The organism is Comamonas sp. MYb396 (assembly GCF_037479555.1).
Lineage (GTDB): Bacteria > Pseudomonadota > Gammaproteobacteria > Burkholderiales > Burkholderiaceae_C > Comamonas.
The window spans coordinates 203,803-228,914 of record NZ_JBBGYU010000001.1 but is presented as its reverse complement, the minus strand read 5'-3'; the positions used below and the strand labels follow the sequence as shown (position 1 = coordinate 228,914).

The 25,112-nt window shown below is 64.0% G+C and carries 24 protein-coding genes; 17 read left to right on the top strand and 7 right to left on the bottom strand.

All coding sequences use genetic code 11. The features are described from left to right. Positions 1–84: 84 nt before the first annotated feature. Both cycA and WH265_RS01160 read left to right on the top strand, forming a co-directional pair. On the top strand, positions 85–1,488 hold the full coding sequence (cycA, locus tag WH265_RS01165; RefSeq protein ID WP_339557069.1) for a D-serine/D-alanine/glycine transporter: 1,404 nt from the start codon (positions 85–87) through the stop codon (positions 1,486–1,488). A gap of 82 nt (positions 1,489–1,570) precedes the next feature. After that, on the top strand, positions 1,571–2,461 hold the full coding sequence (locus WH265_RS01160; RefSeq protein WP_021025105.1) for a LysR family transcriptional regulator: 891 nt from the start codon (positions 1,571–1,573) through the stop codon (positions 2,459–2,461). Between the two features lie 62 nt (positions 2,462–2,523). Here WH265_RS01160 and WH265_RS01155 read toward each other — a convergent pair whose 3' ends face one another. From WH265_RS01155 to WH265_RS01135, 5 genes are all read right to left on the bottom strand, one after another. Next, the gene (locus tag WH265_RS01155; RefSeq protein ID WP_339557068.1) at positions 2,524–3,819 is read right to left on the bottom strand and encodes a TRAP transporter large permease; all 1,296 of its coding nucleotides are present in this window, start codon (positions 3,817–3,819) and stop codon (positions 2,524–2,526) included. Continuing rightward, on the bottom strand, positions 3,812–4,318 hold the full coding sequence (locus WH265_RS01150) for a TRAP transporter small permease (RefSeq protein WP_312987731.1): 507 nt from the start codon (positions 4,316–4,318) through the stop codon (positions 3,812–3,814). Before WH265_RS01150 ends, WH265_RS01155 begins: the two co-directional genes overlap by 8 nt. A gap of 89 nt (positions 4,319–4,407) precedes the next feature. After that, the gene (locus WH265_RS01145) at positions 4,408–5,391 is read right to left on the bottom strand and encodes a TRAP transporter substrate-binding protein (protein WP_021025102.1); all 984 of its coding nucleotides are present in this window, start codon (positions 5,389–5,391) and stop codon (positions 4,408–4,410) included. A gap of 465 nt (positions 5,392–5,856) precedes the next feature. After that, positions 5,857–6,486 carry a DUF2889 domain-containing protein gene (locus WH265_RS01140; protein WP_339557067.1) on the bottom strand — a complete coding sequence of 210 codons (630 nt, stop codon included), beginning with the start codon at positions 6,484–6,486 and terminating at the stop codon, positions 5,857–5,859. 248 nt (positions 6,487–6,734) lie between these two features. Continuing rightward, a complete protein-coding gene (locus WH265_RS01135) occupies positions 6,735–8,168 on the bottom strand; it encodes an aldehyde dehydrogenase family protein (protein WP_339557066.1) in 1,434 nt (477 codons plus the stop codon). 265 nt (positions 8,169–8,433) lie between these two features. Between WH265_RS01135 and ppa the strand changes: the two genes are divergently transcribed. From ppa to WH265_RS01085, 10 genes are all read left to right on the top strand, one after another. Next, a complete protein-coding gene (gene ppa / locus WH265_RS01130) occupies positions 8,434–8,961 on the top strand; it encodes an inorganic diphosphatase (protein WP_116927687.1) in 528 nt (175 codons plus the stop codon). Positions 8,962–9,097: 136 nt separating this feature from the next. Continuing rightward, positions 9,098–10,210 (top strand): NAD(P)/FAD-dependent oxidoreductase, encoded by a 1,113-nt coding sequence (locus WH265_RS01125; RefSeq protein ID WP_339557065.1) that lies wholly within the window; start codon positions 9,098–9,100, stop codon positions 10,208–10,210. A gap of 235 nt (positions 10,211–10,445) precedes the next feature. Beyond that, complete coding sequence (locus WH265_RS01120; RefSeq protein WP_043338381.1) at positions 10,446–10,763, top strand: DUF883 family protein; 318 nt, start codon at positions 10,446–10,448, stop codon at positions 10,761–10,763. 107 nt (positions 10,764–10,870) lie between these two features. Further along, positions 10,871–11,269 (top strand): phage holin family protein, encoded by a 399-nt coding sequence (locus tag WH265_RS01115; protein WP_021025096.1) that lies wholly within the window; start codon positions 10,871–10,873, stop codon positions 11,267–11,269. After that, positions 11,269–11,625: a hypothetical protein gene (locus WH265_RS01110; RefSeq protein WP_021025095.1), complete on the top strand. Its 357-nt coding sequence runs from the start codon at positions 11,269–11,271 to the stop codon at positions 11,623–11,625. The genes WH265_RS01115 and WH265_RS01110 overlap by 1 nt, the downstream gene beginning before the upstream one ends. Positions 11,626–12,007: 382 nt before the next feature. Beyond that, complete coding sequence (locus WH265_RS01105) at positions 12,008–13,012, top strand: BMP family protein (RefSeq protein ID WP_021025094.1); 1,005 nt, start codon at positions 12,008–12,010, stop codon at positions 13,010–13,012. A gap of 137 nt (positions 13,013–13,149) precedes the next feature. Next, on the top strand, positions 13,150–14,724 hold the full coding sequence (locus WH265_RS01100; protein WP_339557064.1) for an ABC transporter ATP-binding protein: 1,575 nt from the start codon (positions 13,150–13,152) through the stop codon (positions 14,722–14,724). 9 nt (positions 14,725–14,733) lie between these two features. Continuing rightward, the gene (locus tag WH265_RS01095; RefSeq protein WP_021025092.1) at positions 14,734–15,795 is read left to right on the top strand and encodes an ABC transporter permease; all 1,062 of its coding nucleotides are present in this window, start codon (positions 14,734–14,736) and stop codon (positions 15,793–15,795) included. A 49-nt stretch (positions 15,796–15,844) separates the two neighbouring features. Then, positions 15,845–16,768 carry an ABC transporter permease gene (locus WH265_RS01090; protein WP_021025091.1) on the top strand — a complete coding sequence of 308 codons (924 nt, stop codon included), beginning with the start codon at positions 15,845–15,847 and terminating at the stop codon, positions 16,766–16,768. Positions 16,769–16,821: 53 nt separating this feature from the next. Next, the gene (locus tag WH265_RS01085) at positions 16,822–18,099 is read left to right on the top strand and encodes an amidohydrolase family protein (RefSeq protein ID WP_339557063.1); all 1,278 of its coding nucleotides are present in this window, start codon (positions 16,822–16,824) and stop codon (positions 18,097–18,099) included. Between the two features lie 16 nt (positions 18,100–18,115). Here the strand turns inward: WH265_RS01085 and WH265_RS01080 are convergent, their stop codons facing one another. Both WH265_RS01080 and WH265_RS01075 read right to left on the bottom strand, forming a co-directional pair. After that, positions 18,116–19,342 carry a glycoside hydrolase family 5 protein gene (locus WH265_RS01080; RefSeq protein WP_339557062.1) on the bottom strand — a complete coding sequence of 409 codons (1,227 nt, stop codon included), beginning with the start codon at positions 19,340–19,342 and terminating at the stop codon, positions 18,116–18,118. Positions 19,343–19,557: 215 nt separating this feature from the next. Next, complete coding sequence (locus WH265_RS01075) at positions 19,558–20,478, bottom strand: LysR substrate-binding domain-containing protein (protein WP_339557061.1); 921 nt, start codon at positions 20,476–20,478, stop codon at positions 19,558–19,560. Positions 20,479–20,639: 161 nt separating this feature from the next. Here WH265_RS01075 and WH265_RS01070 point away from each other — a divergent pair, with 161 nt between their 5' ends. The 5 genes from WH265_RS01070 to WH265_RS01050 all read left to right on the top strand — a co-directional run bounded on the left by WH265_RS01070 (position 20,640) and on the right by WH265_RS01050 (position 24,956). After that, positions 20,640–21,407: an ABC transporter permease gene (locus tag WH265_RS01070; RefSeq protein WP_339537203.1), complete on the top strand. Its 768-nt coding sequence runs from the start codon at positions 20,640–20,642 to the stop codon at positions 21,405–21,407. Beyond that, positions 21,404–22,432, top strand: coding sequence for an ABC transporter ATP-binding protein (locus tag WH265_RS01065; protein ID WP_339557060.1), 1,029 nt, complete (start codon positions 21,404–21,406; stop codon positions 22,430–22,432). Before WH265_RS01070 ends, WH265_RS01065 begins: the two co-directional genes overlap by 4 nt. Positions 22,433–22,502: 70 nt before the next feature. After that, positions 22,503–23,585: an extracellular solute-binding protein gene (locus tag WH265_RS01060; RefSeq protein WP_339557059.1), complete on the top strand. Its 1,083-nt coding sequence runs from the start codon at positions 22,503–22,505 to the stop codon at positions 23,583–23,585. After that, positions 23,582–24,412 (top strand): ABC transporter permease, encoded by an 831-nt coding sequence (locus WH265_RS01055; RefSeq protein ID WP_312987716.1) that lies wholly within the window; start codon positions 23,582–23,584, stop codon positions 24,410–24,412. Before WH265_RS01060 ends, WH265_RS01055 begins: the two co-directional genes overlap by 4 nt. Beyond that, complete coding sequence (locus WH265_RS01050) at positions 24,393–24,956, top strand: SLOG cluster 4 domain-containing protein (RefSeq protein ID WP_339557058.1); 564 nt, start codon at positions 24,393–24,395, stop codon at positions 24,954–24,956. The genes WH265_RS01055 and WH265_RS01050 overlap by 20 nt, the downstream gene beginning before the upstream one ends. Positions 24,957–25,112: the final 156 nt, after the last annotated feature.

Below are 25,112 nucleotides of genomic sequence, written 5' to 3'. Positions count from 1 at the left end.
ATCCTTGCGCACCTTCGCGGTGCGTCCGGGCCTTGGCTCGCAGGCCGCACCAACTTTCTCGCTAACGCACTGCGCTTTTTTCTCATGAGCAAACAGGCCCCAGCGGAGCAATCGGGGGCTTCGCCCGGAACCGATGACCTCCAACGCAATCTCAGCAACCGCCATATCCAGTTGATCGCCATCGGCGGCGCCATCGGCACCGGGCTTTTCATGGGCTCGGGCAAGACCATCAGCCTGGCGGGGCCGTCCATCGTGCTGGTCTACGCCATCATCGGCATCATGCTGTTCTTTGTGATGCGGGCCATGGGCGAGCTGCTGCTGTCCAACCTGCAGTACAAGTCCTTTATCGATTTCTCGGACGACCTGCTGGGCCCTTGGGCCGGCTTCTTCACCGGTTGGACCTACTGGTTCTGCTGGATCATCACCGGTATTGCCGATGTGATTGCCATTTCGGCCTATGCGCAGTTCTGGTGGCCTGATTTGCCGCAGTGGGCCCCGGCCATTGCCTGCGTGGCCGTGCTGCTGTCGCTCAACCTGCTGACCGTCAAGCTCTTTGGCGAGGTCGAGTTCTGGTTTGCGATGATCAAGATCGTGGCCATCGTCGCGCTGGTCGGTACGGGCCTCTACATGGTCAGCACCGGTTTCAGCTCGCCGGCCGGGCGCCAGGCGAACATCGCCAACCTCTGGAACGATGGCGGGCTCTTCCCCCATGGCGCCATGGGCTTTTTTGCCGGCTTCCAGATTGCGGTGTTTGCCTTTGTCGGTATCGAGCTGGTGGGCACCACGGCTGCCGAGGCCAAGGACCCGCACCGCACCCTGCCGCGCGCGATCAACTCGATCCCCGTGCGCATCATCATCTTCTACGTCTGCGCGCTGATCGCCATCATGGCCGTCACCCCCTGGCGCGATGTGGTGCCCAGCAAGAGCCCGTTCGTCGAGCTGTTTGTGCTCGCCGGCCTGCCGGCAGCGGCCAGTGTGATCAATTTTGTCGTGCTGACCTCGGCCGCCTCGTCGGCCAACAGTGGCGTGTTCTCCACCAGCCGCATGCTCTACGGCCTGGCGCTCAAGGGCGATGCCCCGCGCTCCTTTGGCCAGCTTTCGGCCAGCAGCGTGCCCTCGCGCGGCCTGCTATTCTCCTGCGTCTGCCTGCTGGGCGGTGCCTTTTTGATGTGGGTGGTACCCAACCTGGTCGAAGCCTTCACGCTGGTGACCACCGTCTCGGCCATCCTCTTCATGTTTGTCTGGTCGCTGATCCTGCTGTCCTATATCAGCTACCGCAAGCAGCGCCCCGCGCTGCACCAGGCCTCCCACTACCGCATGCCGGGCGGCGTGTTCATGTGCTGGGTCTGCCTGGCCTTCTTTGCCGCCGTGCTGGTGCTGCTCAGCCTGGAGTTGGACACGCGCCAGGCGCTGATCGCGACGCCGGCCTGGTTTGTGCTGCTGGGTCTGGCCTACGCCTGGCAGCGCAAGCGCGCCAAAGTCGCCTGATCGGAGCCAGGCACGGTTCCTATCTGCTGCCCCTGTTGCAAATTTGCACAATAATGCTGTGCAACATCGACAAGGGGCTGGCATGGATTGGGATCATTTGCGCTTTTTCTGGGCCTTGGTGCAGGCCGGCACCCTGGTGGGCGCGGCCAAGGCGCTGGGCGTGGAGCACACCACAGTCTCGCGCCGCATCCAGGCTTTGGAAAAGCAGCTCGGCGCCACCTTGTTCACCCGCGAGGGCAGTGGCTACAAGCTGACCGATGCCGGCCGCCAGCTGCAGCCGCGCGCCGAGGCCATGGACCAGATTGCGCGCGGCATCGCGCCGATTGCTGCGAGCCAAAGCGCCGAGACCCCCAGCGGCGTGGTGCGCATTGGCGTCACCGAAGGCTTTGGCACCCAGGTGCTGGCCAAGCACCTGGCCTTGCTGGCCCAGCGCTACCCCTTGCTGACCATCGACCTGCTGGCCGTGCCGCGCATGCTGCAGCTCTCGCGCCGCGAAGCCGATATCGTCATCTCGCTCGAGCGCCCGGTGCGCGATACCGTCGTGACCAGCCGCCTGACCGAGTACCGCCTCTACCTCTATGGCCAGCGCGAATACCTGGCCCGCCACCCGCTGATCACCTCGACCGAAGGCCTGGCCAGCCACCGCTTTGTGCACTATGTCGATGACCAGCTCTTCACCAAGGAGCTGCAGTTTCTCGACAGCCTGAGCGCGCCGCAGCGCTTTAGCTTTCGCAGCACCAGCATCCTGGCGCAGTACACCGCCGTGCGCACCGGCGCGGGATTGGGCGTGCTGCCGGGCTTTCTGGCTGACAAGGACCCCTTGCTGCAGCGTGTGCTGCCCGAGCAGGCGCAGTTCACCCGCACCTTTTGGATGTCGATGCCGCCCGAGCTGCGCTCGGTGCCGGGCATCCAGGTGGTCTGGCGCTTTTTGCAGGCCACGGTGCAGGAGCAGCAGGACCTGTTGCTGTGCTGAGCGCTGGCGCATAAAAAAACCGGCTGCCAAGGCAGCCGGTTCGTCGCGGATCTGCGCAAGGCTTACATGTTGTTGGGCAGCGCGGTGACGATCTGGGGGAAGAACCAGAGAATCACCAGGGCCAGCACCATCAGCGCAAAGTAGGGTGCGCAGACACGGGCCAGGTAGGTGATCTGCTTGCCTGTCATGCCTTGCAGCACAAACAGGTTGAAGCCCACTGGCGGCGTGATCTGCGCGGTCTCCACGGTGATCACCAGGAAGATACCAAACCACAGCGGATCGATGCCCGCAGCCTGGATGATGGGCAGCACCACACCCATGGTCAGCACGATGGTGGAGATGCCATCGAGGAAGCAGCCAATCAGGATGTAGAAGATGCCCAGCACGATGATCAGCATCGCAGGCGACAGGTTGAGGCTGCCGACATACTCGGCCAGCTGGCGCGGCAGGCCGATATAGCCCATCGACAAGGTCATGAAGGCGGCACCGGCCAGGATCAGCGCGATCATGCAATACAGGCGCGTGGCACCAAACAGCGAGTCCTTGAAGTTCTTCCAGGTGAGCGCGCCTTGCGTCGCAGACAGCACGAGGGAGCCCACCACGCCAATCGCGGCCGCTTCGGTCGCCGTCGCAATGCCCGAGTAGATGCTGGCAATGACCGATGCGATCAGCAGCACCACCGGAATCAGGTGGCGCGACTCGTGCAGCTTCTGCTTGAAGCTCATGGAGCTGTCGGCCTTGGGGATCTTGTTCGGGTTGAGCAGGGCCCAGATGACGATCCAACCGCTGAACATCAGCGCCAGCATGATGCCGGGCAGCACGCCGGCCATGAAGAGCTTGGAGATCGACATCTCCGCAGCAACACCGTAGACGATGAGGATGATCGATGGCGGAATCAGCAGGCCCAGGGTGGCAGGGCCGCCCAGCGAGCCAATGACCATGTTCTCCGGGTAGCCGCGCTTCATCAGCTCGGGCACATTCATCTTGCCCACCGTGGCGCAGGTCGCGGCCGAGGAGCCCGACACCGCTGCAAAAATCGTGCAGCCGATCACATTGGTGTGCAGCAGGCGGCCGGGCAGCAGGTTGACCCAGGGAGCCAGGCCCCGGAACATGCTCTCCGATAAATTTGTGCGGTAGAGAATCTCGCCCATCCAGACAAAGAGCGGCAAGGCCGTCAGGGTCCAGCTGCTGGCCGATCCCCAGATCGTCATCGCCATCGCATCCCCGGCGGCGCGGGCGGTAAAGAACTCCATGCCGAACCAGGCCACACCGGCCAGGGTCAGACCCACCCAGACGCTGCCGCCCAGCAAGATCAGCAGCACCACAATCAGCGCAATGCTGGCGGTAATTTCATTCATGGTGGGCATCCTCCTTGGCCACAGGTTTGCGTTTGCCCGTCAGCTCCAGCACCAGCTCGTCGCAAAAGGCGATAAAAAACACCAGGGTGCCCAGTGCCATGAAAAGTTGTGGAATCCACAGCGGCGTAGCATCCATGCCCACGGAGATGTCATCGATCTCCCAGGATTGCCAGACCAGGCGCGCGGCGTAGAACGCCAAAAAGCCCGAGAGGATGGTTGCGATGCCCAGGGCAATCACTTCCATGGTCTTCAAGGCGCCACCTTTGAGCGCGCCCAGCAGCAGGGTCACGCGGATGTGTTCCCCTTTTTTGAGGGTGCTGGCCAGGGCCATGAAGCCCGCTCCCGCCATCGCGTAGCCGGCATAGGCGTCGGTGCCGGGGGCACTGAAGCCGATCAGGCGGCTGACCACGGTGAGCAGCACCATCACGAGGATGCCGATCATCGACAGCCCCGCCAGCCAGGCAGAGGCGTCATACAGTCCATTGAGTAGCTTGCGCATGCTTGTCATTCAAAGCAGTAAAGGTTGCTGACTGCACAGCCCAGCCGGGGCGGGTGGCCCCGGGCGGACTGCACAGAGGAGACCGTGGCTTACTTGGAAGCCTGGTAGGCGTCCAAAATGGCCTTGCCTTCGGCGCCGGCCTTGTCGGTCCATTCCTTGATCACGGTCTCGCCCACCTTGGCCAGGTCGGCCTTGAGCTGGGCCGAGGGCAGCTCGATGCTCATGCCGCCTTGCTTCAGGGTCGCCAGCGACTTGGCATCGACTTCCTTCGATTCCTTCCAGCCGCGCTCTTCGGCAGCGGCCGCCGCCTTGAGCACCGCTTCCTGCTCGGCCTTGCCCAGCGCGTTGAAGGCCTTCTTGCTCACGGTCACGGCGTTCTTGGGAATCCAGGCCTGCACGTTGTAGTAGTACTTGAGGTTTTCAAACAGCTTGTTGTCGGCGCCGGTGGCCGACGAGGTGATCAGGCCATCGACCACGCCGGTGGCCAGCGCCTGGGACAGCTCGGCCTCTTGCACGGTGGCAGGTTGCGCGCCAATCAGCTCGCCAATGCGGGCGGTGGTGGGCGAGTAGACGCGCCACTTCATGCCCTTGAGGTCCGCTGCCGAGTTGATGGGTTTCTTGGTGTAGATGCCCTGCGGTGGCCAGGCCACCGAATACAGCAGCACCTGGCCTTGCTTGTCCAGCAGCTTTTGCAGCGCCGGCTTTTGGGCCTGGTAGAGCTTGAAGGCTTCGTCGTAGTTGTTGACCAGGAAAGGCAGGCCGTCGACGCCGAAGATCTGCGATTCGTTCTGGAAGCTCACCAGAAAGAATTCACCCATCTGGGCATTACCCGTTTGCACGGCACGCTTGATTTCGGGCATTTTGAACAGCGACGCACCAAAATGGGGAGTGATCTTGAGTTTGCCGCTGGTCGCTGCGTCCACGTCCTTGACGAACTGCTCGTTGTTTTTGGAGTGGAAGTTAAATGGCGCATACGCGGTGGCGAAATCCCATTTGGTTTGGGCAGCGGCTGCGGTGGCAAAACCGATGCTGGCAACCAGGGTGGCGGTGGCACAAAAAACTCGACGCTTCATGACGGCTCCTTCTAGAGACAAATAGGGCGCAGCGAATGCTGCCCGGGATGAATACGATCAACAGCCACAGCAGCGCCGGAAACAACTGCTATGCTGGTGAATTGTTTGCCAAAATTAACAGTTATTGCAAAGTAGCGCTATACGGGGTTTCAACAATAATTAATTTTTGTAGGTTTCAAAATTTCTTTTGTGGGATGTGGTATTGAAATTGTTCAACGATTTTTGATTTTGAGCGAACACGTCCATGCATTTTGCTGTCATAGATTCCTAGGGTTAATACTAGTTTTCTGCAAGCCTGCGCAGTTTGGCCCCTAGGCAGAAGTAGCAGCAGAAGTACCTGCAGAAGTACCTTAAGACCGCCTTAAGGCCCCCAGGATGCCTGCAAAAAGTGTGCGCAAAAAAGCCACCACGGCGGCTGGGGCGCGGTGGTGGCGGGAGCAGGGCAGCGGGGCGCTGGGTGCGCGCTCAGCCTTTGTTGGCGCTGTCCGTGGTGGGCTTATCGGCGGGGCTGTCGCTAGTGGTTGCCAGCGCTGCAGCGCCGGTGTTGCTTGGCTTGGGCGCTTGCCAGCCGATGAATTGGGGGTAGATCGCAGCGACGCCGGCGCCATTGAAATCCCAGCCCTTGCACTGCCCCAGGTGGCGGGGGGGCTGGTCTGATTGGGGGCGGGCAAAGGCCTGGTTCACGCTCTGAAAAGCGGCGGTTGCCATGTTGAACAACAGCTCGCGCATATGGGTGCAGCCCGCAATGCTGCCCAGGTTGGCCTCGATGGCCTTGCGCCAACCCCTGGCCATGCAGCAGCCCACCATTTTTTGCATGGCAGGCAGGGCCAGCGGGCATTCGCCCAGTGGGTGGGCATCCATCGCGACTTCGATGGCAACAACTGTAAGTGTTGTATCAATGGTACAGCGAATCCACATATGGTGAATGGGCTCTCCGGCTTTGCGCTTGCGCTCGCCCGACAGCACCAGGTCATAGGCTTTGGTGTCCACCAGCTCACCTTCGACATCCCAGAGGCCATCCTCGCGCTCGAAGCTGCGGTAGCGCACATCGCGCAAATGTTTGGGGACGCGGTTGGGGACGGGAGACAAAGGCATGGAAAAAGGGTGTCGCGGTGGGATTGTTTTTGTGGATGACCCGGCTTGGTGCAGGCCAGCGCTTGTTTGACGGCGCTGCCATGCCCCCAGTGCTGATCACTATGGGGCTGTTGCTGCGGGCTGTCTGTGCAGCAGGTGACAGGCCGGCTGTGTGCTGCGCTCAGCCCTCCATTGTAAAAACAATCGCGCCGCCGCTGCAGAGCAGGGGCGGCGCCGGGGGGGGGCGGGTGGAGCGCCCCAGTTCGGTATCAACCGTGGCGGATGGCGACGGTCTTCAGCGTGGTGAAGCCATACAGCGCCTCAAAGCCCTTTTCGCGGCCGTGGCCGCTGGCCTTGGTGCCGCCAAAGGGCAGCTCCACGCCGCCACCGGCGCCATAGTTGTTGATAAAGACCTGGCCGCTGCGCAAGCGCTTGGCCACGCGGAACTGGCGGCCGCCATCGCGCGTCCAGACGCCGGCCACCAGGCCGAACTGGGTGGCATTGGCCATCTTGATGGCTTCTTCTTCGCTGTCGAAAGCCATGGCGCTCAGCACTGGGCCAAAGATCTCTTCCTGGGCCAGGCGGTGGTCCACGGGCACATCGCGCAGCAAGGTGGGGGCCTGGTAGTAGCCGCCTTCGGGCGCCTCGTCGACGATCTGGCCTTGGGCGACGATGGAGATGCCGTCGTTGTGCGCATCGCTCAGAAAATCCCAGACGCGTTGCTGCTGGGTCTGGCGGATCAGCGGGCCCAGGTCCAGGTCCAGGCTGGCCGGGCCCACGCGCAGCGCTTCGAAGGCGCTGCCCAGGCGAGCGAGCAGGGTTTCGTAGATGCTGCGCTCGACCAGCAGGCGCGAGCCGGCCGAGCAGGTCTGGCCGGAGTTCTGGATGATGGCGTTGATGATGGTCGGGATGGCGGCATCCAGATCGGCATCGGCGAACACGATCTGCGGGCTCTTGCCGCCCAGCTCCAAGGTGCAGGGGCAGTGGCGCTCGGCAGCCGCCTGCTCGATCAAGGTGCCGATGCGGGGGCTGCCGGTAAAGCTGATGTGGTCCACATCGGGGTTGCGGGCCAGTGCATCGCCCACTTCATGGCCAAAGCCGGTGACGATATTGATCGCGCCGGCAGGAAAGCCCACGTCAGCGGCCAGTTGCGCCACGCGGATGAGGCTGAGGCACGCATCTTCCGAGGGCTTGACCACGCAGACATTGCCCGCTGCCAGCGCCGCGCCCACGCAGCGGCCAAAAATCTGCATCGGGTAGTTCCAGGGCACGATGTGGCCGGTGACGCCATGGGGCTCGCGCCAGGTCAGCACGCTGAAATCATGGGGGTAGGGAATGGTCTCGCCGTGGAGCTTGTCGGCAGCGCCCGCATAGAACTCGAAATAGCGGCCCAGGGCCAGTGCATCGGCCTTGGCCTGCTTGGTGGGCTTGCCGCAGTCGCGCTGCTCGATGGCGGCGAGTTCGTCGGCGTGCTCAATCACCTTGGCCGACAGGCGCATCATCAGGCGGCTGCGCTCGGCCGGGCTGGTCTTGCGCCAGACGTTCTCATAGCACAGGCGCGCGGCCTGCACCGCATGGTCCACGTCTTCGGCGTTGCCGCGCTGGATTTCATCAAAGGGTTGGCCGTCCGAGGGGTCAATGACGGGGATGGTCTTGCCCGACAGCGAGGGCACAGAGGCGTTGGCGATGTAATGCAACTGCATGGCGTTGTTCCGTTCTGGGTGCAATAGGCGGCGGAGTCTGCCAGGCGGCAGGCTCGAAACGGCCCCCACGATAGCGCAGGAATGGGGCTGCGCCTACCGGGATGAGCCCGCGGTTGTCACGGGTTTGACCACCGCATTTGACGATGCGGTTGGCATTTTTTGGGCAATGGCTGGCCAATGCACCTAAAATCACGGGGTTTTGCCGCTGGCGGGCCGCTTTTTGCGCGCTGTCGGCCCTCCATTCAATTGACCTCATAGGAATCGCATGTCCTTCGAAAAACTGACCCCTGGCTCCAAGGCCCCTGATGTCTTCAATGTTGTGATCGAAATCTCGGCCAACTCCGCTCCTGTGAAGTACGAAGTGGACAAGGACTCGGGCTGCGTGTTCGTGGACCGCTTCCTGGGTACCGCCATGCACTACCCGGTGAACTACGGCTATGTGCCCCAAACCCTGTCGGGTGATGGCGACCCCGTGGACGTGCTGGTGATGACGCCTTTTCCCCTGCCTACCGGCGTGGTGGTGCCTTGCCGCGCGATCGGCATCCTGCACATGGAAGACGAGTCCGGTGTGGACGGCAAGGTGCTGGCGGTGCCCACCCAAAAGCTGCTGCCTGCCTACGACAAGATCAACCACCTGAGCGACATCCACGACCTGGTGCTCCAGCAGATCTCGCACTTCTTCGAACACTACAAGGACCTGGAAAAGGGCAAGTGGGTGAAGGTGCTGGGCTGGAAGGGTGTGGACGAAGCCCACAAGGAAATCGTGGACGGCATCGCCAACTACAACAAGTAAGAAGACGCCACCTGCCGGGGCCCTGCGGCACTGGGCAGGCAACGCTGACGAAAGCCGGTTTTTCACCGGCTTTTTGCTTTTGGGCGACGCGCCAGGCGCTAAGCTGGCGGGCATATAAAAGCGAAGGAGCGAGCAAGTGGCCGATATTGTCGATTGCGTGGTGATTGGTGCGGGTGTGGTGGGGCTGGCGGTCGCCCGCGAGCTGGCCTTGGCCGGGCGTGAGGTGCTGGTGCTGGAGGCGCAGGACGCTATTGGCACGGGCACCAGCTCGCGCAACAGCGAAGTGATCCATGCCGGCATCTACTACGCCCAGGGCTCGCGCAAGGCGCGCTGGTGTGTGGAGGGCAAGGCCCTGCTGTATGCCTACTGCCAGGAGCGCGGCATTGACCACCAGCGCTGCGGCAAGCTGATTGTGGCCACGTCGGAGGCGCAACGCGCCAAGCTGCAGGACATTGCCCGCCATGCCGCTGCCAACGGTGTCGATGACCTGGTACTGCTCAGCCGCGAGGAGGCCAGGGCCATGGAGCCCGCGCTGGAATGCGTGGCCGCGCTGCATTCGCCCAGCACCGGCATTGTCGACAGCCACGGGCTGATGCTGAGCCTGCAGGGCGATCTGGAAAACGCCGGTGGCATGGTGGTGTTCAACAGCCCGCTGGCCGCTGGCCGCTGCGAAGAGGGCGGCATCCTGCTGCGCACCGAAGACGGCACCGAGCTGCAGGCCAGGACCGTGGTCAATGCCGCAGGCCTGTGGGCGCCGGACTTGGCACGCAATTTTGCAGGCGCTGATCTGTCGCAGCTGCCAGTCGCCCACTATGCCAAGGGCAATTACTTCAGCTTGAGTGGCCGCGCGCCATTCAAGCAGCTGATCTACCCGGTTCCCGAAGTGGGCGGCCTGGGTGTGCACCTGACCCTGGACCTGGGCGGCCAGGCCAAGTTTGGCCCGGATGTGCAGTGGGTGGACAGCGCCGATGACCTGGTGGTCGACCCGGCACGCGGCGATGCCTTTTATGCTGCTGTGCGCCGCTACTGGCCCGGCCTGCAGGATGGCGCGCTGGCAGCCGGTTACGCCGGTATCCGGCCCAAGATCAGTGGCCCGGGAGAGCCCGATGCCGACTTTGTGCTGCAAGGCCCTGAGGTGCATGGCGCGCCGGGCCTGTTCCACCTGCTGGGCATCGAATCGCCCGGGCTGACCAGCTGCCTGGCCATTGCCCAGGCGGTGAACGAAGCGGTAGCCGAAGAAGCGGCTTGACCGCCGTCAAGGGGCAGGTGCGCAGGACCTGCGATGCGCAGCTAAATGCGACAAAAGCCACAGTTTGACGGCGATAGTCGGAATCTTCTGACAGGCAGGGCTGCATATCGGAACCCGTGGCTGTCGCTTTCTCCGTTAACATGTAACGGAGCTTGCGCCCTGCAGCAGCCGGCCCTGGCTGCGCAGGGTGGATGCGGAACTTTCCTGTAGCCTGACCAAGAAAAGGATGATGAACATGCGTAAATCCAATTTGCTGAGCGATACCGTTGAGAATGCCCAGGCTGATCTGGAAAAACTGGTGAGCGATCTGCGCGGCGTGCTGTCGAGCAAGGACCTGGACGGCGTGCCCGACATCAAGCAACTGCGCCAACGCCTGGAAGACAGCGCGGGTGATGCCCGTGAAGGCGCGGTTCGCGCTGCACAAGAAGCCGCCCGCCAGGCCAAGGAAGCTGCGCTGGCAGCTGACCGCTATGCCCATGACGAGCCCTGGCGCGTTGCCGGTGCAGCGCTGGCCGTCGGCGCGCTGATCGGTTTTATCTTCTCGCGCCGCTGAGCTGAGCCCGAAGCCAGCGTGGGCACCATGGCCGCGCTGGCAAGGCCCGCCGGGCCGACACCAAGAACAAGGGGCACCCAGGTGCCCCATATGCACGAGGAGAGTCCATGAACTGGTTGTCTGTGCTGGGCGTCGATGACATGCTGGCGCGCTTTCGCGCCTTGCTGTCGGAAAGCGCCATAGCGGCTGAAGACCGAATGGATCTGCTGGCCATTGAATGGCAGGAGCAGAAAAAGAACCTGATCTGGCTGGTCCTGATGGGTTTGGTGGTCGCGGGTCTGACCATTGTGGCCCTGACGGTGCTCTCGGGCGCCATCATCATTTCTTTCTGGGATACGCCTAACCGCATGCTGGCCACCTGGCTGGTAGCCGGTGTCTGGCTGGTGCTGTGGCTGGGCGTGCTGGCCTTCCTGTACCTGACCACGAAGAAGGCCGCCAACCCCTTCCAGCTGACCAAGACCGTGCTGCGCCAGGACTGGCAAGCGGTCAAGGGCCGTCTCAAGTAATGCAAGGGACCCAAGCGATGATCAACCCCAGCAAAGACGCGGAGCTGCAACTGCTGCAGGCCACCGACCCGCAAGCGCGAGAAGTGCTGCTGCGCATCCAGAACCAGCGCGAGCGCCTCGATGGCCGCCGCCTGGCGCGTGAGCAAGCCCTGGCGCTGCGCCGCGATGCCACCGGCGGCCAGCACCACCCCATGGCCTATGGCACCCTGGCCGAGCGCCTGATCAGCTTTGGCCGCGAGCATCCGCTGGTCTGCGCTGGCCTGGTGGGCGCCGGCCTGCTGCTGGGGCCGCGCAAGCTCATTCGCATGGCCACCATTGCGATGCCCATTGTGATGAAGCTGCGCCGCAACCACTGAGCAGCGCCACCTCCCTAAATACCGCCATGCCGCCCTGCATGGCGGTTTTTTTGTGCCGCATCGCGCTACGCGTATTCCCGAGGATAGGGACTGCCCGCTTGCTGCCATCGATCTCGTGGCGAAAAATGGCTTTCAAGCGCCGCCGATGTGGGTAGAATGCGCGGCGCGCTGTGTATATACGCATTGCGTGATGCACTTGTCTTGTGCGTGTGGTCTGCCGCTGCAAGCGCTGTCGCTTGGCAGCCAGCCACACGTTGCTGCTCTCAATGCAGGAGCGGTCACAGGCGGGTGCAGCACGTTGGCACAAGACACGGTACAGAACTTGCTTCTCTCGCCCGCCCACTTGGATGGCAAGTGGATCTCACCCCTAAGGAGTTTCTTGATGACTACACGGCGTCGTATTGTTCAAACCTGCCTGGCTGCACTGCCCCTCGCGCTGGCTGGCCTGTCGGCTGCCCCGGCCTGGGCGCAGACCAAGGTGAAGGTCGCGGCGGTCTACACCGTGCCGTACGAGCAGCAATGGGTCAGCCGCATCCATGAGGCACTGAAGGCCGCCGAGGCGCGTGGCGAGATCGAGTACAAGTCCAGCGAAAACGTGGCCAATGCCGACTATGAGCGCGTGATGCGCGAGTACGCCACCGGCGGCGCGCAGCTGATGTTTGGTGAGGTGTTTGGCGTGGAAGCGGCGGCGCGCAAGGTTGCCAAGGACTTTCCCAAGACCGCCTTTGTGATGGGCTCGTCGGGCAAGATCCAGGCGCCCAACTTCAGCGTGTTCGACAACTACATCCAGGAGCCTGCCTACCTGTCGGGCATGGTCGCTGGCGGCATGAGCAAGACCAACAAGATCGGCATGGTCGGCGGCTTCCCCATCCCCGAAGTCAACCGCCTGATGCACGCCTTCATGGCGGGTGCCAAGGAAACCAATCCCAAGGTGGAGTTCACCGTCAGCTTCATCAACAGCTGGTTTGATCCACCCAAGGCCAAGGAAGCGACTTTTGCGATGATCGACAAAGGTGCCGATGTGCTCTACGCCGAGCGTTTTGGCGTGAGCGATGCGGCCAAGGAAAAGGGCAAGCTGGCCATTGGCAATGTGATCAACACCCAGGCGCAGTACCCCGACACCGTGGTGGCCTCGGCCCTGTGGCACATGGAGCCGAGCGTCGAGCGCGCGATCAAGGCGGTCAAGGACGGCAGCTACAAGGCCGAGGACTACGGCCCGTACTCGATGATGAAGTACAAGGGCTCGTCGCTGGCACCGTTTGGCACCTTCGAGAAAAAGCTGCCGGCGGACCTGATCGCCAAGGTGCAGGCCAAACAGGCCGATATCCTGTCGGGCAAGTTCGTCGTGAAGGTCGACGACTCGCAACCCAAGTCCACGGCCAAGTAAGCCGGGCCTGGATTGCCTAGGCGCTGGGCTCTGGCAGCTCGGCGCCACCAACTTCCAGCTCCGGCCCATGCCGGGGCTGTTTTTGTGCCAGCTGCCAGGCCCGTCGCCTGCCCAGCGAACCCAGCGGCCCTTTGCCCATGTCTCCTCCAAGTTCCTCTCCTGTCGTGCTCCAGCTGCACGGCATCACCAAACGCTTTGGCCCGCTGGTGGCCAATGACGGCATTTCGCTGACCCTGCACCGGGGCGAGATCGTGGCCTTGCTGGGCGAGAACGGCGCGGGCAAATCCACCTTGATGTCGATCCTGTTTGGCCACTATGTGGCCGATGCGGGGCGCATTGATGTGATGGGCCAGCCGCTGCCGCCGGGCCAGCCGCGCGCCTCGCTGGCTGCGGGCATCGGCATGGTGCACCAGCACTTTGCGCTGGCCGACAACCTGAGCGTGCTGGACAACATCATGGTGGGCAGCGAATCGCTGCTGCGCCTCAAGTCAGCCAAGCGCCAGGCCCGCGCCAAGCTGGTCGAAGTCGCACGCCAGTTTGGCCTGGTGGTCGATCCTGATGCACGGGTGGGCAGCCTGTCGGTGGGTGAGCGCCAACGGGTGGAAATCCTCAAGGCGCTGTACCGGGGCGCCAAGATCTTGATTCTGGACGAGCCCACCGCCGTGCTGACCCCGCAGGAGAGCGAGGCGCTGTTTGCGACCCTGTCCCAGATGGTGGCCCAAGGCCTGTCGATCATCTTCATCAGCCACAAGCTGGGCGAAGTGCTGCGCGTGGCCGACCGCGTGGCCGTGCTGCGCCACGGCAAGCTGGTGGCCGAGGCGCCAACCGCCGGCACCACCCAGGCGCAGCTGGCGCAGTGGATGGTGGGCGAGGCCGTGAGTCTGCCCGAGCGCCAACCTGCCGCCAAGGTGGGCAATGAGGTCTGCAGCCTGCGCAATGTGCACACTACGGCATCGGCCAAATCCACCGCGCGCGATCGCCTGGTCGATGTGTCGCTGGTGCTGAGGGCCGGGGAGATGGTGGCAATTGCCGGTGTTTCGGGCAACGGCCAGGTGGCTTTGGCCGACATGCTCTGCGGCATGCGCCGCCCGGGCCAGGGCAGCGTGCAGTACCTGGGCGCGCCGATGCCGGCGTCAGCCGTGGCCCTGGTCGCCCAGGGCGTGGCGCGCATCCCGGAAGACCGCCATGGCACCGGCGTGGTCGGTGATCTGCCGGTGTGGGAAAACGCGGTGTCCGAGCGGCTGCGTAGCCCCTGGTTCTCACGCTGGGGCTGGGTGCGCCGTGCGCAAGCTCGCAGCCAGGCCCAGCATGTGTCGAAGCAGTTCGATGTGCGTGGCGGCGGTCTCGATGCGCCAGCCCGTTCGCTGTCGGGCGGCAATATGCAAAAACTGATTCTGGGCCGGGCGCTGCTGGCACCCCAAGGTGCCGAGGGCATGGCGCCACGCCTGATTGTGGCGCACCAGCCCACCTGGGGCCTCGATATTGGCGCGGTGCGCTTTGTGCACCAGCAACTGCTGGCCGCACGCGATGCCGGCGCTGCGGTGCTGCTGATCTCGGACGACCTGGACGAGGTGCTGGCGCTCGGAGACCGCATCGGCGTGATGCACGAGGGGCATCTGTCACCCGTGCTGCCTTTTGCGGACTGGAGCCGCGAGACGATCGGTCTGGCCATGGCCGGATCTCCTATGACAGCGCCTGAGCGCCAGGGCTGAGAGACTGCAATGCGTATAGAAAAAAGAGCAACCCCCTCGAAGCTGGCCATGGTGGCTGCGCCCCTGGGTGCGGTGGTATTTACCTTGGCCATCAGCGGCTTGTTGGTGCTGTGGGCAGGTGCACCGGTGGGCGCCACCTATGTGGCCTTGTTTAAAGGCGCCTTTGGCTCGCTGTTTGCACTGTCCGAGACCTTGACGCGCGCCGTGCCGCTGATCCTGACGGGGCTGGCGGCTGCGGTGGCTTTCCGCGCACGGCTGTTCAACATCGGCGCCGAAGGCCAGCTCTATGCCGGCGCGGTGGCGGCCGTGGCGGTGGGCGGCATGCATGGGGGTACCGGCTTTGAGCTGCCCATCTATCTGCTGTTTCCGCTGATGCTGCTGGCTGCCGCCCTGGCTGGCGCGGCCTTGCTGCTGGGCCCGGCCTTGATGAAGACCAAGCTGGGTGTGGACGAGGTGGTGACCACCTTGCTGCTGAACTTTGTCATGCTGCTGGCCGTGTCCTACCTGCTCGATGGCCCGATGAAAGACCCGATGGCGATGGGCTGGCCGCAGAGCGTGGCGCTGCAGGGCGACCTGGAGCTGGGCAAGCTGATTGCGCAGACCCGTTTGCACAACGGCTTGCTGATGGCGGTGGGCCTGGCGGTCGCGCTGTGGCTGCTGCTGCAGCGGGCCGTGCCGGGCTTTGACATCCGCGCAGCCGGCGCCAACCCCCGCGCAGCGGCCTTTGCCGGCGTGCCGGTGACCCGCACCGTCGTGCTGGTGGCGCTGCTGTCGGGCGGGCTCGCGGGCCTGGCCGGCGCCATCGAGGTGGCGGGCCGCACCAGCTACCTGACCCTAGACATGTCGCCCGGCTATGGTTACAGCGGCATCGTGATTGCGATGCTGGCCGGCCTGCACCCGCTGGGTGTCGTGGCCTCGGCCGTCTTTGTGGCCGGCATGCTGGTGGGAGCCGACAGCATGAGCCGCGCCGTCGGCGTGCCCAATGCGATTGCCGATGTGATCGTGGCCGCCTCGCTCTTGTCGGTGCTGGTGGCCAGCCTGATGACCCAATACCGCCTGCGCAGAAAGTGAGCGCTGTGATGTTGAAACCCCAAAAACAAACGGCAGCGCGAGGTGCAGCATGAGCGATGTGATGGATATTTTGGCCAATGCCTCCTTCTGGGTGGCCGTGCTGCGTACAGCCACGCCGCTGCTGCTGGGCACGCTGGGGGTGCTGCTGTGCGAGCGCGCCGGCGTGCTGAACCTGGGCATCGAGGGCATCATGGTGGCCGGTGCCTTTACCGGCTGGCTGACCGTGTATGCCGGCCACGGCCTGTGGACGGGCGTGCTGGTGGCCGCGCTCACCGGCGCGGTGCTGGGCAGCCTGCATGCCTGGCTGACGGTGGGTCTGGCGCTGTCGCAACACGTATCGGGCCTGGGCATCACGATGCTGGCGACCGCCTTGTCGTACTACGGCTACCGCGTGAGCTTTCCCAAGGTGAACACGCCGCCCACGATCACGCCGTTTGAGGCCATGGACTGGCTGCCGATTCCGATTCTGGGCGACCAGACCGCCTTGACCTTGCTGGCGCTGCTGCTGGTGCCGCTCTTGGCCTGGGTGCTGTTTCGCACGCCGCTGGGTTTGGCGGTGCGCATGGTGGGCGAGAACCCGCAGGCCGCAGAAGGCCAGGGTGTGGCCGTGATGGCGGTGCGCAGCGGTGCGATCATTGCAGGCTCGGCGCTGATGGGCGTAGCGGGTGCGTTTTTGACGCTGTCGGCCTTCAACGCGTTTTTCTTCAATATGGTTAACGGCCGGGGCTGGATCTGCGTGGCGCTGGTGGTGTTTGCCTCCTGGCGGCCGGGCAAGGCTTTGCTGGGCGCGCTGCTGTTTGCGTTCTTCGACGCACTGCAGCTGCGCCTGCAGCAGTCGGGCGATGGCCTCGTGCCTTACCAGTTCTATCTGATGCTGCCGTACCTGCTGTCGATCCTGGCGCTGGTGCTGGTGGCCCGCAAAGCCGCCTACCCGCAGGCTTTGATGAAACCCTACCGCAAAGGCGAGCGCTGAGCCCAGGCTCGCGCCCCACGATGCAGACCCTGGTCTGCCTACCAGGATAAAAAATGCTTGATTTATTGATTCGCAATGCCAGCTTGCCCGATGGCCGCAAGAACATGTCGGTCGCCGTGCAGGACGGCAAGATTGCCGAGGTGAGCGAGGGCCTGCAGGCGCCCGCTGCCGAGGTGGTGGACGCCCAGGGCCTGCTGCTGAGCCCACCCTTTGTGGACCCGCATTTCCACATGGATGCCACCCTGAGCTACGGCATGCCGCGTGTGAACGAAAGCGGCACCTTGCTCGAAGGCATTGCACTCTGGGGCGAACTCAAGCCCCAGCTGACGCACGAGGCGCTGGTCGAACGCGCCTTGGCCTACTGCGACTGGGCGGTGGCGCGCGGCCTGCTGGCCATTCGCAGCCATGTGGACACCAGCGACCCGAGCCTGCTGCCGGTCGAAGCCATGCTCGATGTGCAAAAGCGCGTGGCGCCCTATATCGACCTGCAGCTGGTGGCTTTTCCGCAAGACGGCGTGCTGCGCACACCGGGCGGGCTGGACAACCTCAAGCGCGCGCTGGATCTGGGCGTCGATGTCGTCGGCGGCATTCCGCACTTTGAGCGCACCATGGCCGATGGGGCAGAGAGCGTGCGCATTCTCTGCGAGCTGGCCGCCGAGCGCGGTAAGTTGGTGGACATGCACTGCGACGAGTCGGACGACCCGATGTCGCGCCATGTGGAAACCCTGGCCTACCACACGCAGCGCCTGGGCCTGCAGGGCCGCGTGACTGGCTCGCACCTCACCTCCATGCACAGCATGGACAACTACTACGTCAGCAAGCTGATGGCCTTGATGGCCGAGGCGCAGCTGGGCGTTGTCAGCAACCCCTTGATCAATATCACGATCCAGGGCCGCCATGACACTTACCCCAAGCGCCGGGGCATGACGCGCGTGCCCGAGCTGATGGCCGCGGGCCTCACGGTGGCCTTTGGCCATGACTGCGTGATGGACCCCTGGTACAGCCTGGGATCGGGCGATGCGCTGGAGGTGGCGAACATGGGCCTGCATGTGGCGCAGATGACCAGCCGCGCCGGCATGCAGCAATGCTTTGATGCGATCACCTGCAACCCCGCACGCCTCTTGGGCCTGCAAGGCTATGGCATTGAAAAGGGCGCCCATGCCGACTTTGTGCTGCTGCATGCCAAGGACCCGGTGGAGGCCCTGCGCCTCAAGGCCACGCGCCTGGGCGTATGGCGCCGAGGCCAGCGCATTGCCAGCACGCCGGCACCGGTAGCGACCTTGAATGTGCCCGGGCGCCCTGGCAGCACCACGCTGCTGAGCGCGCGCTAAGCGGCGCCTTTCAGCGCTACTGCAAGTGCTGCTGCAAGTGCTGCTGCAAGTGCTGCTGCAAGCGCTTGCGGATCGGCTCGAACTCCGGTGTCGCGCTGCGCTTGACCGGGTCGGGCAGGCCTTTTTCCATCGCATCCCAGTAGCGCCAGTCCACCTTGGCCTGCCCCAGTTCGTAGTCCATGGCGTCCCAGGCATCTTCGCGAAAGCTGTAGAAGGCCCAGTGGTAGCGCTTGTCCTCGGTATAAGACAGAACATCGTCCAGGTACTGGCTGCAGCTGCCGAGCATGCGCACACAGCCAAACTCTCCCATGACGATTTGCTCCGGCGCAATCGCCAAGGAGCGCGCCCAGCTGTTGACGGCACCCAGGTACTGGGCCACGCGCTGCTGGTTCCAGGGCTGGGTCTTGCCGGCAAACGGCACCTCGCCCGGGTAGCGGTAGGGCTGCTTGCGCTTCATGTTGGGGGTGCTGGTGGCCTGGTAGGGTTCGTACATGTGAAAGCTGTAGAGCACCCGTTTGTCAGCCAGCGCTTCGGGCCAGTAAGCGAAGGCATCAGCCGCACCATACCAGCCGGCATCGACCATGATGGGCGTGTCCGGGTCGACGGCCCGGATCTGGGCAATCAGGTACTGGTAGAACGCGGGCAGGTCGCGCGACCCGCCTTTCGCCTTCGCATACCAGGCCTGCATCGCCTGGGCGCTGGCATGCTCGGGCATGCCGCCTTGTTTTTCGGGCGCGGGCTCGTTGATCAGGTTATAGGCCGCTATGCCTGGCGTGTCCTTCAAGGCGCGGGCGAGGTCCTGCCAAAACTGGCCGGCGGCCTTCCAGTGGGCCCGGTCCTTCCAGATGCGGTCATCGAACTGCCCCTGGTTGTTTTGCGACCAGCGCGACAGCGGCAGGGATAGCGGCGCAATCACCACTTTGAGCCCCGCCGCATGGGCCTTGGCCACCGATGCCTGGAGCGTGGCAAGGTCCGATGCCACCAGCGTCTGGTAGTCGTCCGCATTGCCCATCAAAAAATCGCGCTGCGCAGGCTTCCATTTGTCATACGACAGCCGTACCCAGCTGGCGCCGTAGCCGCGCAGCGCTTCGTAATAGTGGGCATCCGGCGGCAAGCGGTTAAAGCTGTTGCCGCCCCGTTGTGTGGTGGTCCAGAAGGCCGCCAGGTCGGCCGCTTCGGCTGCTTGCACGGATGCGGACAGCGCCATCGCGACGGCCAGGCTGGGTACAGAGATCTTGAACATCGAAGCAGGGCGTTGAAGGCCGGTGACGGGGGATGCGGCAGATGCTATCACTGGTAATGCTTTGATTGATTTCTGTTTGCAACGGGCTTGGGCGCTATTTCTGGCCGCTTTCCGAGGCATATCGCCGGGCCCAGCCCTTGCGCTTGCTCACACAATGGCTTGGCGATCTCGTTGGTGTTGGAGAAAGCCGGAGACCCGGGTGGCGCTTCTGCTTTTTAGGGATGACCAGGCAGGCTTGGCACCGCTTCCTGGCTGCCACCCTCAGTCAGCAGCCATTGCCGCAGCTGCGCAAAGGCGGGAGACTGCATGCGATCGGGCCGGTAGCACAGGTAGTGGCCATGCTCGACGGCGGTGGTTCCTTCGAATGGGGTGACCAGCACGCCTTCTGCCAGTTCGTCTTCGACCAGGATGAGGGGAACAAAGGCGATGCCCAGACCACAGCGCGCTGCCTGAATCAAGGCCGAGTACTGCGCAAACCGAGGGCCCGCAATCAGCAACTGGTGGGTGATGCCATGGGCAGCGGCCCATTGCGACCAGGCGCCCTGGGCTTCTTCATGGTGCAGCAAGGTATGGGCCAGCACATCGGCGGGTTCCTGGATCTTGTGCAGGCCCTGCATCAGCGCGCTGGAAGCGATAACCACGAATTCGCGCCCGGCGATGTATTCGTTGACCACACCGGCGTAGTCGGCTGGGTTGTAGCGGATGGCGGCATCGACATGGGCCGGCAGGTTCTCCAGCGGCGCCAGATGGCGGCTGAAGCTCAAGGTGGCGCGGGGGTGGGCCTGGCGAAAGCGGGGCAGGCGGGGAATGAGCCAGCGGGTGAAAAAGGTCGGCACGCAACTGAGGGTCAGCACATTCGTGTCCGCGCCGGCGCGGACCTCGTAGGTGGCGGTCTCCAGGCTGCGCAGGCTGCCCGTGATCTTGAGCCAGTAGCTGCGGCCCACTGGCGTGAGCTCTACGCCGCGCCCCAGCTTTTGCAGCAGGGCCGTGCCCAGAAAGCCCTCCAGCGAGGCAATCTGCTTGCTCACGGCGCTGGTGGTCACGCACAGCGAGGAGGCAGCCAGGGTCAGGCTGGAATGGCGGGCCACGGCGTCGAGCGCGAGCAGCTCCTGGATGGTGGGGCAGTCCCGTTTCATAGTCTCAGTCAGCGGTTTTGTTGATGAAAAGTAGCCAGAACACTTTCCATTAATTCAATGATTGTGCCGCATTGTCACAGCAATGCAATACCAATATAAGGGCCGATCGCTACACTAACGTGTCTGAAAAGGAAAGTATCCGTTTTTTACTGGGAGACAAGATGGTTCGTGGCATTGCCATCGTCTATGGCCTTTATCTGCTGCTGCCGATGGCATTATTGGCCGTGGGCAGCTTTGGGCAGAACTGGACCAACTCACTGCTGCCCTCCGGATTTACCGGCCAGTGGTACATGCAGCTGTGGAGCGACCCGTCGTTCCGCAAGGGCTTCATCTCCAGCCTGGTGGTGGCGCTGTCCACCTGCGCCATCAACGCGGTGCTGGCGCTGCCGCTGGCCTATTCCCTGCACCAGGGCGCAACGCGTGGCCGCGCCTTTGCAGCCCGCATCGTGAGCGCCATGCCCGTTGCCGTGCCCGCCATCACGCTGGGCTTTGGCTACATGATTGTCTTCAACACCGACACCTTGCCCTGGCTGGGCAGCACACCGCTGCTGATTGCCGCGCATGTGATTGCAACCCTGCCTTATCTCACCAACACCTTGCTGACGGACCTGCGCCACCTTGGCATCGAGCGGCTGGAACAGGCGGCCGCCACCTTGGGCGCGGGCGAATGGCAGCGCTTCAGCGGCATCGTGCTGCCCAGCCTGCGCCAGAGCATGCTGTCCGGGCTGGTGATGGTGGCGGCGCTGTCGATCGGGGAGTTCAACCTCTCCAACCTGCTGGTCGGTTTCCAGAACCGCACCTATCCCGTCGTGCTGCTGCAGGCCTTCTATGGCGCAACCGGCTTTGCCTGCGCTGCCACGGTGATCCTGCTGCTGCTGGCCAGCCTGGCCGCACTGCTGTCTTCTTCTCTTTTGCGTAAATCCCCATGAGCCTGACTTTCCAGAACGTCAGTTACCGCTACCCCGGCAGCCAGCAAGGGCTGCACGAGGTGTCCTTCGACATTGGCCAGGGCGAGCTGGTGGCGGTGATCGGCCCCAGCGGCTCGGGCAAGTCCACCCTGCTCAAGCTGGTTGCGGGGCTGGAGACCGGCTACCAGGGCCGTATTGCACTGGCGGGCCAGGACATGGCGGGCACGCCGGTGCACCTGCGCGGCATCGGCATGGTGTTCCAGAGCTATGCACTGTTTCCGCACCTGTCGGTGCGGGACAACGTAGCCTACGGGCTGGCACTGCGCAAGATGCCGGCCGCACAGCGCCATGTCCGGGCGGCAGAGCTCTTGGAGGTGGTGGGACTGTCCGATTTTGCGCAGCGCGGTGTGCAGCAGCTCTCCGGCGGGCAGCAGCAGCGGGTGGCCCTGGCGCGCGCGCTGGCCATCGATCCGCGTGCGCTGCTGCTGGACGAGCCGCTGTCTGCGCTGGATGCCAGCGTGCGGGGCCATCTGCGCGACCAGATCCGTGCGCTGCAGCAACAGTTTGGTGCCACCACCTTGCTGGTCACCCACGACCAGGAAGAGGCGCTGGCCATGGCCGACCGCGTGGCGGTGCTCAAGGAAGGGCGGCTGCTGCAGATCGCCACACCAAAAGAAATCTACGACATGCCGAACTGCCGCGCCGTGGCGGAGTTTGTCGGGCTCTCCACCATTTTGGAAGGGCAGGTGGCCGCCAGCGGCCGCGTGGACTTTGGTTTTGCCGAGCTGTCCGTGCCCACCGGCAGCCATCGCCCTGGGCAGAAGGTGCATGCGCTGATCCGCCCCGAGCATATCGAGCCAGACCCGCAGCCCGGGCAGACCAATACCTTGCAGGGGCGTCCAGGCGCCTGCCGTTATCTGGGATCGCTTACGCGCTATGACTTTGCGGTGGCAGGTGCGCCGCGCGCCTTCCTGGCCGAAGGCCGGCAGCCGGCAGGCCAGGCCATTGCCATCGCGCCCGAGCACATTCGCTTGCTGGATACCTAAGAACCTGTAAGCACCGCACATCCGTTCAACACCCCACCGACACCGAACTTTTCAACGAAGGAAAACCGCTATGCAACGCCGACATCTCATCCAAGCCGCTGCTGCCTTGCCTTTGGCTGCCCTGGTCCAGCGCACATCCTGGGCACAAGAGGGGGCGGAGCTCTATGCCGGAGAAATAGAACTCTACGAGCTGGCCAAAAAGGAAGGTTTTTGCGTCTCCTTCGACACCGGGCCGGAATGGGCCAACTGGAAGGCCTTGTTTGCCGAGTTCAAGAAGCGCTACCCCGATGTCGAGCTGAGCTACAACGACCTGGGATCGGCAGCTACCGTGGTCGCGCTGGAGAAGATGCGCCGCCGCCCCCAGGCAGACACCGCGTACTACTTCGCGGCCTCGGCCGCCGATGCCGCGAAGAAGGATGTGGTCGCGCCTTTCAAGCCCATCCACTTCGACAAGCTGCCCGAGGTGTTCCGTGAGGCAGAAGGGCGCTGGTTCACCATCCACACCTTGAACATCGCCTTCCTGGTGAACAAGAAGCTGGTCAAGAATGTGCCCACCGGCTGGGCCGATCTGCTCAAGCCCGAGTACAAGAACGGTGTGACCTACCTGGATCCCCGCAGTGCCGGCGTGGGCCAGGTGCTGACCTTGGCCGCAGCCTACGGCAACGGTGGCAGCGTAGACAACGTCAAGCCCGGCACGGACTACCTGGGCAAGCTGCATGCCGCTGGCAACGTGCAGCGCGTGGAGGGCACGACCCCCTATGCCAAGTTCATCAAGGGTGAGATCCCCATCTGGATCGGCTACGAGAATGACGGCCTCAAGGCCAAGCATAGCGATGGCATGGGCGAGGCCTGCGAGGTCGTCATCCCCAAGGAAGCCAGCGTGGCAGCGCCGTACGCCATCAGCCTGGTGAAGGGCGGCCCCAACCCGAACGCCGGCAAGCTGTGGCTGAACTTCATCATGAGCGAGGCCGGCCAGCAGCTGTTTGCCAAGGGCTTTGTGCGGCCTGCAGTGCCGGGCATCAAGCTGCCCGACGATGTGGCCAGCAAGCTGCCGGCGGCAGCGCAGATCCGCCCGCTCGATGTCATCAAGGCCTCGGCCAAGAAGGCCGAGATCGACCAGCTCTGGGCGCAGGCCACGCTGGGTCGCTCATGAGCGGCTGGATCCGCCGTTTTGGCGCCTGGCCTGCCTGGTGCTTCATGGCGCTGTTCTTTGTGCTACCCCTGGCATCGCTGGTGCCCGAGGCCATGGCGGACGGCGGCAGCGCCTTTGCCCGCTTGTGGGGCAACCCGTTGCTGGGCCGGGCCGTGCTGAACACCCTTGTGCTGGGCCTGACCGCAGGCGCAGTCTCTGGCCTGGTGGGCACGGTGATCGCCATTGAGCTGGGGCGCCAGCCGCTGCAGCGCCGGCGCTGGATGATGACCTTGCTCGGGCTGCCGCTCGCCTTCTCGGGCCTGGTGATCGCCTATGGTTTCATCCTGGCTTTTGGGCGCTCGGGCTTTGTCACGCAGCTGCTGGTGGCACTGGGTTTTGACGGCGCCGCTGTGGGCAGCTGGATCTATGGCACCGTGGGCCTGGGCTGCGCCTATGCCTACTACCTGGTGCCCCGCGTGGCGCTGTCGCTCTACCCGGTGTTTGCCAACCTCGACCTGCGGCCCATGCTGGCGGCGCGCACCCTGGGGGCCACGCGTTGGCGCGCGTTCCGCGACACGGTGGTGGCCGAGGTGGCGCCTTCGGTGGTGTCCAACGCCTGCCTGGTGGCTGCCATTGCGATGGGCACCTACGGCACGGCACTGGCGCTGGTGGGGACGCAGCTGAACATTCTTCCGCTGATGCTGTTTGCACAGGTCAGCGATGGCGGATCGGACCTGAGCGTCGCATCTGCCTTGTCATTGCTTTTGATGGCGCTGTGCGTCATCGTCATGGGATTGGGAGACACGATTGCACGCCAACGCGAAACACATGCAGCAGGATCACATTGAAGCGCTGGGCTTGCCGCCCGGGTTGACGGACGCACTGCGGCGGCTGGCCCAGCACCAGGCCAGCCCAGCGCGCCACCGCCGGCCGGTGGGGGTCATCGGCCCCGGTGATGCCGATGGGCAGGTCTATGCCGATGCGCGCCTGATCGCCCGTGCGCTGGCCGCTGCCGGCATGGCTATCGTGTGCGGTGGGCGCGGCGGTGTGATGGCTGCGGCCTCACAAGGCGCCACCGAAGTAGGCGGCGTCGCCATCGGCATCCTGCCCGAGGAGGACGAGCGCCATGCGAATCCCTATCTCAGCGTGGCCTTGCCCACCGGGATCGGTGAAATGCGCAACGCCTTGATTGCGCGCAGCGCCCTGTGCCTGGTCGCCGTGGGCTACAACATGGGAACGCTCTCCGAGATGGCCCTGGGGCTGAAGTGGGGGCGCCCGGTGTTCGTGCTGCACGGCAAGCTGTCCTTGCCCGGCGCGGTGGAGGTGGCGGATGTGCAGCAGATGCTGGGCTGCGTCGTGGACTGCCTTTTGGGTGATGCTGCGTGTGCCTGAATGCCGGCGATGCTGGCGGTGCGGGCGATAGCGCCCCGCATGTTGGCCTGGTTCGTAAGGTATTAGCACGCCCCGCAGGGAAGAGGCCGAAGCTGCAGTTCACGCAAGGCTTGGCGTGTAGCTTGTACGACCTAGGCGTACTCCACCCTCGCCGCT